The organism is Bifidobacterium anseris (assembly GCF_002860345.1).
Taxonomy (GTDB): domain Bacteria; phylum Actinomycetota; class Actinomycetes; order Actinomycetales; family Bifidobacteriaceae; genus Bifidobacterium; species Bifidobacterium anseris.
On the sequence record NZ_NMYC01000002.1, the window covers coordinates 1 to 15,288 of the forward strand.

Consider the following 15,288-nt stretch of genomic DNA (forward strand, 5'->3'; position numbering starts at 1 on the left):
GTAGGAGTCTGGGCCGTATCTCAGTCCCAATGTGGCCGGTCACCCTCTCAGGCCGGCTACCCGTCAACGCCTTGGTGGGCCGTCACCCCGCCAACAAGCTGATAGGACGCGACCCCATCCCATGCCGCAAAAGCCTTTCCCACACCCCCATGCAGGGGCGCGGAGCATCCGGCATTACCACCCGTTTCCAGGAGCTATTCCGGTGCATGGGGCAGGTTGGTCACGCATTACTCACCCGTTCGCCACTCTCACCCCGGCAGCAAGCTGCCAGGGATCCCGTTCGACTTGCATGTGTTAAGCACGCCGCCAGCGTTCATCCTGAGCCAGAATCGAACCCTCCACAAAAAACATTCATGGAGACATCCAACAGATGACTCACAAAAGAAAAAGACGGACCATCCAATAAGGAAGGACGATCACACAAAAACCCCGACACCCATCAAACCCCCTCGGGTACCACACGGGCGGGCATCGGACTGGCAATCAAAGACCACCACACAACCAACACGAAGTCAGTCGCATGATGAAGTAGTACAGTACACACTATTGAGTTCTCAAACCACCACACACACCCACAACCCGACCAGTCAACCAGACCAGCAAGCCGTGAGCGGCAGCAAGAAGAAAATTTACACCACCCCAAACCAAAACACAAACCCACACCACCAAAACCCAACAAACACAACCCCTCCACGGCGTGTCACAAACCACCACAACCACACCCCAACCCGTCCAGTCCACCCACGCTACGCCCCACCCCAGCGAACGCCACCGGCAAGGAACATGCCAACCGCGTTCGCGCAAAGAGGTCTTAGCGAACGTCACCGACGCAAACCACGCCAACCGTGATCACTCAGCGCCGCCCAGCGAACGCGACCGGCACCCACCCCGCTGGAAAAGGTCGCAAACGGGCTGGCGTCGTCAACTCGGCAGGTCACTATGGATGACATGAGCAGACAGCAGCCAGAGGAACACCACGAACCACGTAACGAGACGGCAGACACCGCCTCCGCGGACACCATGCCCGCCAACCCCGCCGCCGCCGAGGGCCCGCAGGCCTCTGCCAGCACCGCGAACCCCGCCACACCGCTCACCACACGCGCCCACCGCCACACCGCGACCTTCTGGGCGATTGTCTGGGGCGCGCTTGTGGTCGTGTGCGTCATCGTCGGTATCGTCATCGGCGGCCTCATGCGCAGCGGCGCGGACGAGCGGAACGGCAGCGGCGAAACGTCCGTCGTCGCCACGCAGCACGGCAGCGGCACAACCGTCACGCTGCCCTCCTTCTACGGCGACAACATGGTCGTCCAACGCGACGAACCGTTCACCATACGCGGCACCGTCCACGCGGCCACCTCCCCCGAATCCACCGAGTCCACCGAATCCGCCGAGCCCGCCGCCTTCAACGCCTTCAACGTACGCGCCGTCAGCGCCGACGGCACGAAGGAGGCGGTCACCCATGTGAACGACGACGGCACCTTCACCGCCGAGTTCACGCCGACCGCCGGCTCGCAGACGCCGTACGTCATCGAGTTCCGCGACGGCGCGACGCCGGTGCATGTGCTCGCGAACGTTGTCTTCGGCGACGTCTTCCTCGCGTCCGGACAGTCGAACATGGAGCTCAACGTCGACCAGTACTACGGCGATGCGAGCAAACAGCAGGCCAACCTCGGCGGCCAGTTCACGATGAACGACCTGCCGAAGCCGCTCGTGGACGCCGATGTGCGCTTCGTCGCCGCCGACCGCGTAGCTGGCGACGTCGGTTTCCCGGCGCGTGCCGTCACGAGCGGCCGTTGGCTGCCGGCGTCCGACGCGCAGCAGGTGCGGCCGATGAGTCTGCTCGCGCAGCAGTTCGCCGCGCATGTGCGTCAGGCGCAGCCGCTGATTCCGGTCGGCGTCGTGCAGACGGCGTGGGGCGGCACGCCGATCGCGCGTCATGAGGCGGGCGGCGACATCTATGCGAGCCATATCAAGCCGTTGCGCGGCATGCGTTTCGCCGGCGTCCTGTGGTATCAGGGTTGCGCCGACGCGTCGCGTGCAGCCGACGTCGACGCCTACACACAGCGGATGGTCGCGCTCATCAACCAGTACCGTGACGATTTCGACGATGCCGACCTGCCGTTCCTCTACGTGCAGCTCGCGCGCTACGCCACGGATCAGGATTTCCGTGGCATCCGTCAGCGGCAGCTCGACACGCTCGGCGATGCGCGGCTTGCGAATCTTGACAACGTTGCAATGACCGTCGCAATCGACACCGACAAAGGCACCGACGCTGTCATTCACCCGCTCGGCAAGGACGTGCTCGGCGCGCGCATGGCCGCACAGTGGCTTGCGATGACGCGCGGCGAGGCGGTGCCCAACGGCCCGATCATCGAAAAAGCGACAACGGGCGCGACGAAACCGGGCACGGTGCGCCTGCGTTTCGTCGATGGCACCGCCGACGCGCTCAACGTGCGCGTGCCCCGTCGCGACGTCAGGGCGGGCGTCGACGACATCGCGACGCCGACGACGGGCACCATTGAAGGATTCGAAGTCGCCGGATCCGATGGCGTGTTCGTGCCGGCGCGCGCGGCGATCGACGGCGACGGCGTCGTGCTGCGGTCGGATACCGTCGACGAGATCCGCGCCGTGCGCTACCTCTACGCGAACGATCCGCAGGCGCGGCGGCTGTTGTACAACGACGCACTGCCGGCGAGTCCGTTCATCATTGACGTCTCATGACAACGGCGACAACAATGTGACAACAACAAAGGCCGGGCGTGATTCCGCGGAATCACGCCCGGCCTCGCCGATGATGACGACAGATACGACTGAGATTACGCCGCTCAGCGCTGCTCAAGCAGCGGCGCGACTTCTTCTTCGAAGGACGTGAGCGCCTGATCGAAGACCTGATCCATGTCGTAGTACGCGTACGTGCCGAGACGTCCGCCGAACACGACCTTCGGCTCGGCGGCGGCCTTCGCCTTGTACCGCGCGTACAACGCCTTGTCCTCGTCGGTGTTGATCGGATAGTACGGCTCATCGTCGCGATCGGCGAAACGCGAATACTCTTCCCACACCACCGTCTTGTCCGGATTCTGCTCGGCCGCGCGCTCCGGATTGAAATTCTTGAACTCGATCGCACGCGTATACGGCACATCGGCGTCCGAGAAGTTCATGACCGGGCAGCCGAAATGATCGCCCTCGTCATAGCGCACCTCCTTGAAATCGACGGTGCGCCACTTGAGCTCGCCCAGATCATAGTCGAAATAACGGTCGACCGGACCGGTGTAGACGACCGGCACGGCCGCCTCGAGCAGCGCCTTCTTGTTCAGCGGCTGCGTCTCATCGAAGAAATCGGTCTCCAGCTGCACAGTGATGCGCGGATCGTCGATCATCCGCTCAAGCCACGCCGTATAGCCGTCCTTCGGCAGACCCTCCCACGTGTCCTTGAAGTAACGGTTGTTGTAGTTGAAACGCACCGGCAGACGCTTGATGATGCTCGCCGGCAGCTCGCTCGCGTCCGTCTGCCACTGCTTGGCCGTGTAGTTCTTGATGAACGCCTCGTACAGAGGACGGCCGATCAGCGAAATGCCCTGATCGTTGAGATTCGCCGGATCGGTGCCCGCCAGCTCGCCCGCCTGCTCCTCGATGAGCGCCTTCGCCTGCGCCGGCGTGTAGTTCGCGCGGAAGAACTGGTTGATCGTGCCCAGATTGATCGGCAACGGGAACACCTCGCCGTCATGCGTCGCGTACACACGATGCACGTAATCGGTGAAATCGGTGAAACGATTCACATAATCCCACACGCGCTCGTTCGACGTATGGAACAGGTGCGCGCCGTACTTGTGGATCTCGGCACCCGTCTGCGGATCCATATACGAATAGGCGTTACCGCCGATATGGTCACGCACGTCGATGATCGTCACATGCGCGCCGAGCTTCTCAACGGCCTGCTGCGCGATGGTCAGACCAAAGATACCGGCGCCGACGATCACCAGATCGGGCATGGCATTGCGCTCGTTCGAGGTCATAGATGTCCTTCCGAAAAACATACGAATCGATGACGTCCGCAAAGCGTTACCGCATGGACGTTCACGTTGCCGCGCCGGCGTGGCAAGACGCGGCGCGCATTCGGCACCAGCTTAAAACGCGGTATGCACACGACGGGACGAGGTCGCGCGCATTCCGCATCGGACCGCCGATTCCGCCGGCCGTGGCCGCCGTCCGCGCGCTTGCGGCGCCGCAAGCGGCCACGGCCGTGGTTTACGATAGGTTGCATGAACCAAACGGAACGCCGGGAGACGACGCCCCCCTTCACGCTGCTGATGGCGGTGTACGGGGGCAATTCGTTGCGTGAGGTGGAGCGTTCCGTCCAGTCGAGCACGATCGAGCAGACGCTGCCGCCGTCGCAGATCGTCATCGTGCGCGACGGCGCCGTGCAGGAGCCGGTGCAGCGTTATCTCGACACGTTGCAGTCGACGATGTCCGTGTGGTTCACGGCTGAGCATCCCGACGAGCCGGTGCCCGAAGTGACGATCGTGCCGCTCGACGAGAACCGTGGACTTGCGCATGCGCTCAACGTCGGGCTGCAACATTGCCAATACGATATCGTCGCGCGCGCCGACAGCGACGACGTGTCGCTGCCGAACCGTTTCGCGACGCTCATACCGCTGTTCGTGCGCCGTTCGAACGCCGCGCATACCGATGAACAGTCGCGTCGCCCGGTCGATGTGATGGGCAGCGCGATCCGCGAGTTCAGCGACGACGAGGACGACCCCGGTCAGATCCGCATGCTGCCGGCCGAAGGCGCCGACCTTGAGCGGTATGCGCGCCTGCAGTCGCCGGTGCATCATCCGAGCGTCGTCTTCCGCAAGTCGACGGTGCTCGACGCCGGCGGCTATCCCGAGCATTCCGGCAGATTCGAGGATTACATGCTGTGGGAGCGGCTGATGCTCGCCCATGCGCGATTCCTCAACGTGCCGCAGCCGCTCGTGCTGTACCGTACGAGCGAGGCCGCGTACGAGCGCCGCGGCGGCAGCGAGATGTTCCGCGACGAACTGAAGCTGCAGTGGCGTTTCCTGCGTGATGGTTTCACGACGCCGTGGCAATTCCTGCGCAACGTGTTCGTCCGCGCCGCCTACCGCGTGATTCCGACGTCGCTGCGCAAGCGCGCGTACCGTTCGATGACGTCGCGGCACAACACCGAGATCGCTACGTCGCCGCAGCCGCCACTGCCGCCGCAGCACGGCCGTCACAGCGCGGCGCCGCGCGAAGACGCGAGAGCGACGTCCACGTCATCAACAATGCCCGCGTCATCAGCGACGTCCGAGCCGCACGCGCCGCCGCTGCAGTGACATCATCGTTCAGACTTCGATCCAGTCGACGTAGGTCGCGATCGGCGGGTAGACGTCGGCGAAGATCGTGCTGTTCGATTCCGGTCGCGTGTGCCAGCCGTCACGCCATCCATCGCGCAGGCACTGCGTGATCTGCGCGCGGTCGCCGGCGCGCAGCCATGTGAAGACCCAGCGGCGCAGCGTCTTGAGCAGCAATGTGATCCTGCCGCCGAACGTGAAGTCGTCGCCGCAGAATCGGAACATCCAGATCTTGTTGCGCACCTCGTTGTAGAAACGCTCGCCGGGATCAGCGTCGGAAGAGCCAAAACGCTTCGTTTTATGGACGACTTCGCTCGTCGGCACGTAGTAGCCGATGCCGTCGCGCAGCAGTCTGCTCGTGTATTCGAAATCGTCGTTCCACAGGAAGAACGCGCTGATCGGCAGCCGATGCAGCCCGCGGACGGCGCCGGCGTTAATCAGGCAGGAGACGAAGGACAGCGAGCGCACCTGGAACGCGCCGTCGCGCATCGTGCGCGCGCCCTTCGCGAGCGCGGCGCGCGGACGCGGCCTGTTCATCCGATGTTCGCGGCCGTCGACCCACACGGCCTTCGAGCCGAGGACCGTCGGCAGGCAGCCGTTCGTCTCGACGCACAGGTCACAGGCGCGCAGCAGCGCGGCGAGCGCGTCGGGCGTCGGCACCGTGTCGTCGTCCATCAACCACAGATAGTCGACGGCTCCCGGCTTCGGCAGGTTCTTCTTGTTGCCCATGCCTCTGCCCACCGCGTAGGCGATGCCGGCGCAGAAGCCACCGGCGCCGCCGACGTTCTGCGGAAGTCCGATGACTTTCGTGACGATCGGCGAACGCTCGGCGAAGTCGTGGGCGACCTGACGTGCGCCGTCGGTGCTCGCGTTGTCGACGATGATGATGCGGTCGGGGCGGCGCGTCTGTCCGAGGATGCCGTCGAGGCATTCTTCAAGCAGCTGCTTGCGGTTGTAGGAGACGACGACGGCGGTCACTGAGTATTGCATAGCCGCCATTATATGGGCGTATATGGGCGATAGCCGCCGGCACCCGACATATGCGCGGCGACGGGACGTAATCAGGTGGCGACGTTACAATGGCCTGTCATGAGTCGGAAACGCGGCGTCGCACGCGATGCCGCACGGTCCGCCACGCCGTGTCCGCCGAATCACGTTTCCGTTACCGTTTCACCGCAATGCAGTGTCCGCGCTGTTGCGATCCCATGCAGAAAGGCCCAGCACGATGCGTGATTCCGAGCTGCCGCAGTCGACGAATCGACGTTCCGACGACGCGGACGAAGCCGCCGTCGACATCGAGGACGTCGAGATCATCGATCTGGACGCCGACGACGCGAACGACGATGTGAACGACGACGGGAACAACAACGCGACGACCGTCGGCGAGAAGACGACTCAGGATGCGGACGCGGGTGTCGATGCGAGTGACGGGGACGCAGACGTGGACGTCGCCGCAGCTAACGAAGGCGATGCCGCAGATGCCGGCACGACGAGCGACGGATCTGCAACTGCTGACGAATCCGCAGCCGCCGAATCCAAAGAATCCACCGAATCCACCGAATCCACGGACACCGCCCCCGCGAAACCCGGCTTCCATCCAATCGCGACGGTCAAGCGGCAGTGGAAACGGTTCACCGACACGAAGTTCTACCGGATCTGGAACAAGCGGCCGAAATACTCGTACGGCGCGTATCTGTGCGTCGCCTTCGCGCTTGTGCTCGTCGCGGACATGATGCTGCTGTGGAGCATCGACACAAAGCACATGTACGATCCCGAACTCGAGCATTCGTTCTTCCGGCAGATCCTCGACAGCTCGTATCACAGTCTGTCGTCGGTCGCCGGCATCCTCAACTTCTTCGCGCTCGCGATGATCTATCTCGTGTGCGTAACCGTCATCAACCGTTTCTGGGTCGGTACGGCCATCTTCGGCGCGCTCGCCGGCGTCTACGCCTTCGCGTGCAAGATCAAATACGCGATGCGCACCGAGCCGATCCTCCCCTCCGATCTCGGCTTCCTCAGCGGCGGCGGCGACGGCGAAAGCGTCGCGGGCTTCGTCACCGACGAGTACCGGCCGATCATCGACCATGGCGTGCCGTTGATCATCTGGTTCGTCGTCATCTGCATCGTGCTGCAGTTCCTCGATCGCCGCCGCGCGTTCATCCACTGTTCGTGGCTCCACCCAATCAGGAGCGTGAAGAACATCTTCGGCAACATCTGCCGCATCCTCGCGCCCGTGCTGAGCATCTGGCTGATCGTCAGCTACGCGAGCGGACTGTCGTCGGCGCATTCGTCGATCCGTGAATTCGTCAACGAGATCGGCTACTCCCCGATCATCTGGAACGTCGGCGACGACGCACGCGCGAACGGTGCCGCGACGACCTTCCTGTCGCTCACGCGAGTCAAGGCGATGGAGGAAGAACCTGATTACGACGAGGCGATGATGCAGAAGATCAACGACCGCTATGCGAAGCAGGCGGCGACAATCAACGCAGAACGCAATGCGACGCTCACCGACACGACCGTCATCAACGTGTTGTCGGAGACCTTCTCCGACCCGAACCGTGTCCCCGGCGTCCATTTCAACGTCGACCCGATACCGAACGTGCACGCCCTCGGCGAGACGACGACGAGCGGCCTGATGCTGTCCCCCGGCTACGGCGGTGGCACCGCGAACATCGAATTCCAGCAGATGACCGGCCTGTCGATGGCGAACTTCAATGGTTCGCTGCTCTCGCCGTACCAGCAGCTGCTGCCGACGCGTCCGGAGGTCTTCGCCTTCAACCAGATGTGGAACAAGGCTTGCGGCTCCGACGCCTGCTCGGTCGGCTTCCACCCGTTCCTGCAGCGCTTCTATCTGCGCAACGCGAACTACAGGAAGTTCGGTTTCTCGCATCTGTACACGCTCGACAGCGACCCGAAGATCAAGTACGCCGGCACCTATCAGGGCAAGAGCGGCAAGTCGGACACCGTCACCGACGAGCAGGCGTACCGCAACGTCATCGACGAGGTGAAGGCGAACGCGGACGCGAACAAGCCGGCGCAGTTCATCGAACTCGTCACGATGCAGAACCATGCGCCATATCCGGGCATCTACGGCGACGAGAACGAGTTCTTCGCCGCAAACGAATCGTCGGTGCCGGACGGCGAGAAGGGCGTCATCGCCAACTACGCGAAGGGCCTGCAGCGCACCGATGAGGCGACGCAGCAGTTCCTCGACGAACTCGACGCGATCGACAAGCCGATCACCGTCGTCTTCTATGGTGACCATCTGCCCGGCATCTATTCGACGGCCGTCAACGATCCGAAGAACAGCCTCGCGCTGCACGAGACGGACTACTTCATCTGGTCGAACAAGGCGTCGGCGACGCACGGCACGAAACTGCCGGCGTCCGACGCGGCGTATTCGTCGTCGAACTATTTCATGGCGCAGACGGCGCAGCAGCTCAACGCGCGCGTCTCGCCGTACCTCGCACTGCTCACCGAGCTGCATCAGGAGATCCCGGCGCTGTCGCGCGCCGTGACGAACGGCGGCACCTGGTCGGCCGATTCATCGGTCACCTATCTCGACGCCGAAGGCAAGGAGATGGATCCCAAGCGGTTCTCGAAGAAGGCGAAGCAGCTGCTCGCCGACTACAAGATAGTGCAGTACGACATGATGATGGGCAAGAACTATCTGCACGGCATGGGATTCATGGATCTGCCGAAGCAGTGAGCGCCGGCCGCCTCCCCTACTACTATGGGCGGGTATGGCAGTGACTTCTTCCCCACAGCATGACGAACGGCACGACGAGCGCACGCAGGAGGCCGCCTCCTGGCAGACCGTCAGCCGCGTCGTGTTCCCGACGACCGATGCGGATATGACGATGCCGCTGTACGCGATCGAGTGGACGCGTCCGGTACTCAGCGACGACGTCGTCAACGCGTTCGCCGATTTCTATTCGCTTGATTTCGACGCGATGAACGAGGCGGAGCTACGTCGGCTGCTCAACGCGAACCGACGCACGCCCGCGAACACATCGTCCGCCGTGTTCACCGTCGACGGCCGCGACGCCGTCACCGTGCACGCCGGTCGTCACGCCTCGTTCTGCACGTATTTCAACGCGTTCCCGGCGAGCTACTGGCGTCGCTGGACGCGCGTGGCCGCTGTCCGTTTCACGGCGGATGTGCGCGGCGCCGGCGTGCTGCAGCTGATGCGTTCGACCGGCCGCGGCCTGATCCACCCGGTGCGCGAAGTGCGCGTCGACGCGACCGACGCTCCCTCGACGGTGAGCGTCGACATCACGATGGACGGTCTGCTCGACGGTGGCTTCTTCTGGTTCGACGCGAAGGCGGATATCGACGCCGAACTGCACGTCGCGCACGCGCAATGGGCGGTGCCGCAATCGGCGCGCCGCGAAGCCGAGGTACGGCCGTTCTCGATCGCGATCGCGACCTTCAACCGCGCCCCCTACTGCCTGCGTCAGCTGCGCGCAATCGCCGCCGATGCGAACGTGCGCGCGCGCCTCGACACGATCTACTGCACCGATCAGGGCACCGACCATGTCTGCGACCAGCCGGGATTCGCCGACGTGAGTACCGAGCTCGGCGAACAGCTCACCTACATCCAGCAGGCGAACCTCGGCGGCTCCGGCGGCTTCTCGCGCGGCATGTTCGAAACGCTCAAGGCGTCACGCAGCGCCTACACGATGCTGCTCGACGACGACGCGATCAGCGAACCCGAATCGATCATCCGCGCCGTGCAGTTCGCCGACTACTGCACAACGCCGACGATCGTCGGCGGCGGCATGCTGCACCTCGACAACCGCACCGTCATGTATGCGCAGGGCGAGCGTTTCGACAAGACCGAAGTGCGCATGTTCCCGTGCGTTGGTGCCGAATACAACCATGACTACGCGCAGTTCCCACTGCGCGACTGCCCGAAGCTGCACCGCCGTTTCGACGCCGATTTCAACGGCTGGTGGCTGTGTCTGATCCCGACGGCCGTCATGGAGGAGATCGGCCTGTCGCTGCCGGCCTTCATCAAATTCGACGACATCGAATACGGACTGCGCGCGAAGGAGCACGGCTATGCGACCGTGAGTCTGCCGGGCGTCGCCGTCTGGCATCAGGCGTGGCATGACAAGGATCCGGGACGCTCGTGGGAGGAGTATTTCAACAACCGCAACCGTTGGGTGTGCGCGCTGCTGCACATCGACCGTCCGAAGTGGCAGATGTTCTACCAGATGGCCTACGGCGACGCGAATCTGGGGTTGCGGCTCGTGTATTCCGGCGTGAAGCTGCGGCATCTGGCGCTGCGTGACGTCATGCGCGGCCCGCAGTACATGGTCGACGCGCTGCCGACGGCGCTCGCCACCGCACGCCGGGAGCGTCAGGGATTCTCCGACTCCGATACGCGCGCGAATCTCACCGATTTCCCGCAGGCGGAAAGCGAATACGAGCCGCAGGGGCGTCCGAAGAGCCGCAAGCGCGTGCAGCGGGAATGCTTCGGCGCCGTCTTCGAATCGCTGACGACGCATCGTGACGGCACAGCGGACAAGCGTCCGCAGCGCGCCATCGCGGCCAAGGACGCCACGTGGCGTGCGTTCCGCGGCGCGACGTCGGTGCTCGTGACGTCGGCGGACGGCAATTCGGCCGCCTGGTGCCGCCGCGACAATGCGTTGTTCCGTACGCAGTTCACGCGCGGACTGTTCCTCTCGAAGGAGTTCTTCAAGCGTTGGGACCGTCTCGCCGCCGACTATAAGGCCGCCGATCTCGGCAGCGTCGCGATGTGGGAGCGGATCTTCCGCGGCTGAGCACGGTCTTTGACCATGTCCTGCGATCATCCTGTGCACACCGCCGCTTCGGGATGATCGCAAGAGGGCTGGAACGCGAAAGCGGGAACCTGTCGAACAGGTTCCCGCTTTCAATTGGGCGGAGGATGCGAGATTCGAACTCGCGAGGCTGTTACACCAACACGCTTTCCAAGCGTGCGCCATAGGCCACTAGGCGAATCCTCCAACTGCGATGCCCTAAGACACGCAACTTGAAAAGGATATACCACTTCCGGTGACACACGCAACTTCGGCGTGTCGCGTCGATGACGCCGCGGCGGCCGGCGTCAGACGCCCAACCGGTTACCGAGCCGATGCAGGAACGCCGCCATGTCCTGACGGTAGACGACGGTCATGCCGCGGAACGTGCCATCCGCATAGCCCTGCGCAATGCCGGCACCGGCGAGCCAGCCGATTTCGGCGGCATGCGGCGTGGATCCGTTCACGTCCTTGAATCCCTTCGCCGTCACGCCGGCGCTTTTGTGCGCTTGATCGGCAAGCCGCTTGAGGAACGCAGCCATATCCTGACGATATACCGGCACGGTGCCGCGGAACGTGCCGTCCGCATAGCCGTCGGCGATGCGCGCATGGGTAAGCCACAGAATGTCTTCGGCATGCGGCGTGCCACGGTTCACATCGCAGAAGCGCTTCCAGTCGGCGTCCGACGGCTTCCATGTTTTCGCGTCACCGACGTTGTACTGCGCGGCGAGACGCCTGAGGAACGCGGCCATGTCCTGACGCACGACGGTGTTCATGCCGCGGTAAGTGCCGTCGGCGAATCCCCGCGCAATCTGCTTGTTCCAAACCCAGACGATATCCGCGTAATGCGGCGTCGAACGGTTCACGTCCTTGAACACCGTCATATCGAAGGCGTTCATATCTACGGCTCCATCAATGCCATTCACGTCGCCTGACTGCGTGTACTGCCATCCGCGAGCGCCCCCATAGCCGGGGAACATGTAATCGCAGCGACTGTTGTACTGTGCGACCCATCCGGCGCGCGACATGATGTTCGGATGGTTGAGCCGCGTGTTGAAGTAGTAGAGGTAGCTGTAGATGCGCACGTTGCTTCGGCCGTTCTTCGCCATCGCATTGAGGAAGGCGTTGACGACGGTGTTGTACTGCGCCGTCGTCGTCGGTACGCTGTGTTGTCCGTCCTCCCAATCCCATGTCGACCATTCCTCGAGATCGTAGAACATCGGGTAGATCATGTCGTCGAGCTTGTACCGGTTCATCTGCCTTGCGACGAAGTCGCCTTCGATTGCGCCCCATTTCGCGTTGTCCGCATAGCTGTACAGATAAATGCCGTAGGGAATCTTCAGGCGGCGCACTTCGCGCAGATTGCGCTCGAAGTACGAATCAAGATTGTTGCAGTAGCCGAGACGCAGGATAACGCCGTCGATCCCCGACTGCTTGACCTTGTCCCAGTCGATTGAACCTTGCCATGCGGAGACGTCGATGACCTGCGCGGCCGGCGATGCGAAGACCTCGTTGTTGCCGTGCAGGAAGGTCTTGACGCCGTCACGCGTCGTCCACTGCGTTCGCATGGCCGAGCGTGCGCGTGGACGCGCCTGTGACGCGTCGTCGTTCTGGTTCCACATATGCTGCGGATCGGCAACGGCGTCCTTCGTTGAGCCGTCTGCCACCGCTTCCGCCGCAGCATCCGCCGCGGTATCCGTGGCATCCGAAGCATCTGCCTGTGCGTCGGTGGTCGTGTCCGTCGTCTGTACGGTGTCGGGAACCGCCAGCGCCGTCTCGTCGGCGAACGCCGACTGCACCGTGCACATTGTGAAGGTCAATGAAGTGACGAGCAGACCGACGATGGCCCGCGTCGAAAATCGTTTGCGCTGCGTCATGCGACTCATTGTAGAAAGACGACGTGGATATTCCGCCGATCCGTCGTTCATCGTCAGAGAACATGGCAACAGTGCAGCGCACCCCTCGAAAACGCGATGTGGTGCCGATTCGTCAGAATCGGCACCACATCATTGTCTAAGCAGACAGTCGACGCCCATGTCCATATCTATGTCCGCGGCTGGCACTGTCATCCGCGCTGACTGAGCACCTCAGTCCATCTGCAGATAGGCCTTCCAGAACTCGACCGATTCCATCCGCGGGGCCGCCGCCAGATATTCACGCGACAGGCGGTCGGCGTGCTTCTTGTAGTAGGCCAGATCGCGCTTGTAGCGCTTCTGCACCTCCTGGTAGCGCTTGACGTCCTTGACGCGGATGACGCCCTTGCGCGTCGCCCAGTCGATCGCGATGATGATGTTCTCGTTGTGGATCATGCCCGCCGGATACAGCCAGCCGGCGCTCGGGATGATCGTGTATTCGACATGGTCGGCCGCCGCATCGCCGTCGATCTTCTTCGCGGCGAACTTGTCGGCGCCGAAACGCTGACCGTTGCGCGTCAGGAAATCGAAGGCGCGCTGCTTGAGCGTGCGCGGCTCGTCGAAGTCGATGACCTGACGCGTGAGCATGTCCGGATCAAAATCATCGATGCCGAGCTGACGCGCCTGCTCGCGCAGCTCGTCGAAGGACACAAGCTGCTCCTTCTCGCGGTTGGCGCGCATGAAGCATTCCTGTGCGACCGGCTGCATGATGAACTTCGGCCCCTTGAGGAAGTCCTCGAAGCCCTGCAGCGCGAGTTCGGCGTCGGTGTAGTTGAACTTGCGGCACTCGAGATCGACCATATGGTGCAGGCTGTGCAACATCGTCTTCGTATCGGGCACGAGGCCGGTCGTCATCTGCCCGATCATCTGGTTGCGGATCGTCTGGTAGCGTTCGACGCCGGCGTTGTAGCGGATGTCGAACTTCGCATGCCACACGCAGATGCCGTTCATCGTCATGAACTTCGGATTGCAGCGGATGCCGTACTCGACGTCGTCGAAGCGCACGAAGACCGGCAGCGGCAGGCCGTTGCGCTCGATGACAGCCGTCGGGATCACGCAGTACCACCAGGCGGCGTAGCGGTGCGCGTCCGCGGGCACGCTCAGCTGCTCGTCGTAGCACTCGTTGTACACGACGTCGACGAACTTCGTCACCTGCAGCGGCGGCTTCGCCGGCACGCACGAGCCGTCGTACGTCGAGATGAAGCCGGTGTCCTCCTTCTGGTCCTGCGTGTCCTCGATGTTGAGCATCGCGCCGGAGACGAAGGCCTCGGCGTATTCGTCGTTGACGATGCGCAGCAGGTTGTAGGTGCGCAGGATGCTTTCCGGCGAGACCTCGACGTCGTCGTCCATCAGCAGCACATGCGTCGCCGGCGTCGACTGCTCAAGCGACTCGATCATGCCGCGCGCGAAGCCGCCGGCGCCACCGACGTTCTCGTTCGGCGTGACCGTCACATGTTCGTCGCTCAGCGCGGCCGCGTCGAGCGTGCTGCCGTTGTCGATGACATGCATCGTCAGATGCTTGGCGATGTCGTAGTCGGAGCCGAGCAGCTCGGTCTTCACGAGTGCGATGTTGCGTTCGATGAACTTCTCCTTGCGGAACGTCGTCGTCACGATCGCCAGTTCGACGTCGCGCGGATCGCCGTCGAACTCGACCTCGTACCAGCCGTTGCGGATCGTCGTCTTCGCCTGCGTGGCGATCTGGAATCCGGCGATGACGGTCGTCGGGTCGGTCGTGATGTCGAGCGTCACCTCATGCCACTTGTTGTCACCGGGCACGTTGGCCGTGACCGATTCGACGAGCTGCGGCTGCATCGACAGACGCTCGGCGCGCGTCTGCGTCAACGTGACCGGCTTCGCGCTCTTGACGTCGATATGCAGGCGGAACGCCGTCGCTCGCGTGTACTTGAGCAGCTTGAGCACGGACAGCGCGTTGAAATACGTCGTGAAATCGACGGTGCCGGCGCCCGCGATCGTCCAGTCGCCGGTGCGCGGATCCGGCGTCAGCAGCTGGTCGGTGTGGTAATACATCGTGGGATAGCTCAGCGCACGCGGCTTCGTCTCCAGCAGCACGTTCGCGAATCGAATCGATGACATGGGTCCTCACTTGCTAGTCGTCACTTGGTCGTTTGCAGCCTTCAATCACGCTTCAGCATAGTCCGTGCAGCGAAAAAGGCGGCGGGCGACCGAGCGGGCCCCGCGCACTGCCGAGACGCCCGCATATGATGGTCGCAT

8 protein-coding genes, 1 tRNA gene and 1 rRNA gene are annotated in these 15,288 nt (G+C 63.2%); 4 read left to right on the top strand and 6 right to left on the bottom strand.

The window, feature by feature from the left end; translation table 11 throughout:
• Window positions 1–345, bottom strand: a 16S ribosomal RNA gene (locus CGZ88_RS03870); the annotation flags it as partial.
• A gap of 603 nt (window positions 346–948) precedes the next feature.
• Between CGZ88_RS03870 and CGZ88_RS03875 the strand changes: the two genes are divergently transcribed.
• Window positions 949–2,721: a sialate O-acetylesterase gene (locus CGZ88_RS03875; protein ID WP_165778704.1), complete on the top strand. Its 1,773-nt coding sequence runs from the start codon at window positions 949–951 to the stop codon at window positions 2,719–2,721.
• 104 nt (window positions 2,722–2,825) lie between these two features.
• On the opposite strand, the gene glf is transcribed toward CGZ88_RS03875, so the two are convergent.
• On the bottom strand, window positions 2,826–4,013 hold the full coding sequence (glf, locus tag CGZ88_RS03880) for a UDP-galactopyranose mutase (RefSeq protein WP_101671140.1): 1,188 nt from the start codon (window positions 4,011–4,013) through the stop codon (window positions 2,826–2,828).
• 246 nt (window positions 4,014–4,259) lie between these two features.
• Here glf and CGZ88_RS03885 point away from each other — a divergent pair, with 246 nt between their 5' ends.
• A complete protein-coding gene (locus CGZ88_RS03885; RefSeq protein ID WP_165778705.1) occupies window positions 4,260–5,336 on the top strand; it encodes a glycosyltransferase in 1,077 nt (358 codons plus the stop codon).
• Window positions 5,337–5,345: 9 nt separating this feature from the next.
• On the opposite strand, the gene CGZ88_RS03890 is transcribed toward CGZ88_RS03885, so the two are convergent.
• On the bottom strand, window positions 5,346–6,344 hold the full coding sequence (locus CGZ88_RS03890; protein WP_026645467.1) for a glycosyltransferase: 999 nt from the start codon (window positions 6,342–6,344) through the stop codon (window positions 5,346–5,348).
• A gap of 235 nt (window positions 6,345–6,579) precedes the next feature.
• Here CGZ88_RS03890 and CGZ88_RS03895 point away from each other — a divergent pair, with 235 nt between their 5' ends.
• Both CGZ88_RS03895 and CGZ88_RS03900 read left to right on the top strand, forming a co-directional pair.
• Window positions 6,580–9,066, top strand: a complete 2,487-nt coding sequence (locus CGZ88_RS03895; protein WP_207761150.1) for a sulfatase-like hydrolase/transferase — start codon at window positions 6,580–6,582, stop codon at window positions 9,064–9,066.
• Between the two features lie 34 nt (window positions 9,067–9,100).
• Window positions 9,101–11,146 carry a glycosyltransferase gene (locus tag CGZ88_RS03900; RefSeq protein WP_423734407.1) on the top strand — a complete coding sequence of 682 codons (2,046 nt, stop codon included), beginning with the start codon at window positions 9,101–9,103 and terminating at the stop codon, window positions 11,144–11,146.
• A 119-nt stretch (window positions 11,147–11,265) separates the two neighbouring features.
• Here the strand turns inward: CGZ88_RS03900 and CGZ88_RS03905 are convergent.
• The 3 genes from CGZ88_RS03905 to CGZ88_RS03915 all read right to left on the bottom strand — a co-directional run bounded on the left by CGZ88_RS03905 (window position 11,266) and on the right by CGZ88_RS03915 (window position 15,150).
• Window positions 11,266–11,350, bottom strand: a tRNA-Ser gene (locus CGZ88_RS03905).
• Between the two features lie 101 nt (window positions 11,351–11,451).
• Window positions 11,452–13,020, bottom strand: a complete 1,569-nt coding sequence (locus CGZ88_RS09030) for a GH25 family lysozyme (RefSeq protein WP_207761151.1) — start codon at window positions 13,018–13,020, stop codon at window positions 11,452–11,454.
• A 210-nt stretch (window positions 13,021–13,230) separates the two neighbouring features.
• Window positions 13,231–15,150, bottom strand: a complete 1,920-nt coding sequence (locus CGZ88_RS03915) for a glycosyltransferase (protein ID WP_101671142.1) — start codon at window positions 15,148–15,150, stop codon at window positions 13,231–13,233.
• Window positions 15,151–15,288: the final 138 nt, after the last annotated feature.

Coding starts and splice junctions, on each gene's coding strand:
- CGZ88_RS09030 (WP_207761151.1), bottom strand. CDS start 13,020: ATGACGCAGCGCAAACGATTTTCGACGCGGGCCATCGTCGGTCTGCTC.
- CGZ88_RS03915 (WP_101671142.1), bottom strand. CDS start 15,150: ATGTCATCGATTCGATTCGCGAACGTGCTGCTGGAGACGAAGCCGCGT.
- CGZ88_RS03875 (WP_165778704.1), top strand. CDS start 949: ATGAGCAGACAGCAGCCAGAGGAACACCACGAACCACGTAACGAGACG.
- CGZ88_RS03885 (WP_165778705.1), top strand. CDS start 4,260: ATGAACCAAACGGAACGCCGGGAGACGACGCCCCCCTTCACGCTGCTG.
- CGZ88_RS03900 (WP_423734407.1), top strand. CDS start 9,101: ATGGCAGTGACTTCTTCCCCACAGCATGACGAACGGCACGACGAGCGC.
- CGZ88_RS03890 (WP_026645467.1), bottom strand. CDS start 6,344: ATGCAATACTCAGTGACCGCCGTCGTCGTCTCCTACAACCGCAAGCAG.
- CGZ88_RS03895 (WP_207761150.1), top strand. CDS start 6,580: ATGCGTGATTCCGAGCTGCCGCAGTCGACGAATCGACGTTCCGACGAC.
- glf (WP_101671140.1), bottom strand. CDS start 4,013: ATGACCTCGAACGAGCGCAATGCCATGCCCGATCTGGTGATCGTCGGC.